The sequence below is a fragment of the Shigella sp. SIG3 genome (assembly GCF_053555855.1).
The window spans coordinates 1-338 of the sequence record NZ_JBQZXE010000347.1; the positions used below are offsets into that span (position 1 = coordinate 1).

1 pseudogene is annotated in these 338 nt (G+C 45.6%); it reads right to left on the reverse strand.

From position 1 onward, the window contains the following. Positions 1-338, reverse strand: a pseudogene (locus ACUU1I_RS21355) (glycosyltransferase); the annotation flags it as partial.

The window sequence follows — 338 nt, forward strand, 5'->3', positions numbered from 1 at the left end:
AGGTTGAAAAACTTGTGATACCTTCCAGTGCCAGATTCCATAATTTCCAGCCATTAAATTTTGAGATGCCAGCAACACGCTCTGCGCGTACATATTCAACGACATCTGTCTGACCACCCACCCAGCTCAGTATGCCTTTCATGAAAAGATTGCGCTCAGGCAACAGTTTAATGTTCTCCACAACCTCACGAGACATGAGTCGAAAATCTCCGACATTTTCCTCGATCTTTGGGGGGCTTATTTTGTTGTGTAACTTATAGAACCACTCAGCTGTCTTACGTTTCAGTCGTCCATCAGTTGAGCGGTCTGAACGTTTCGCAAGCACCATGTCAGCACCA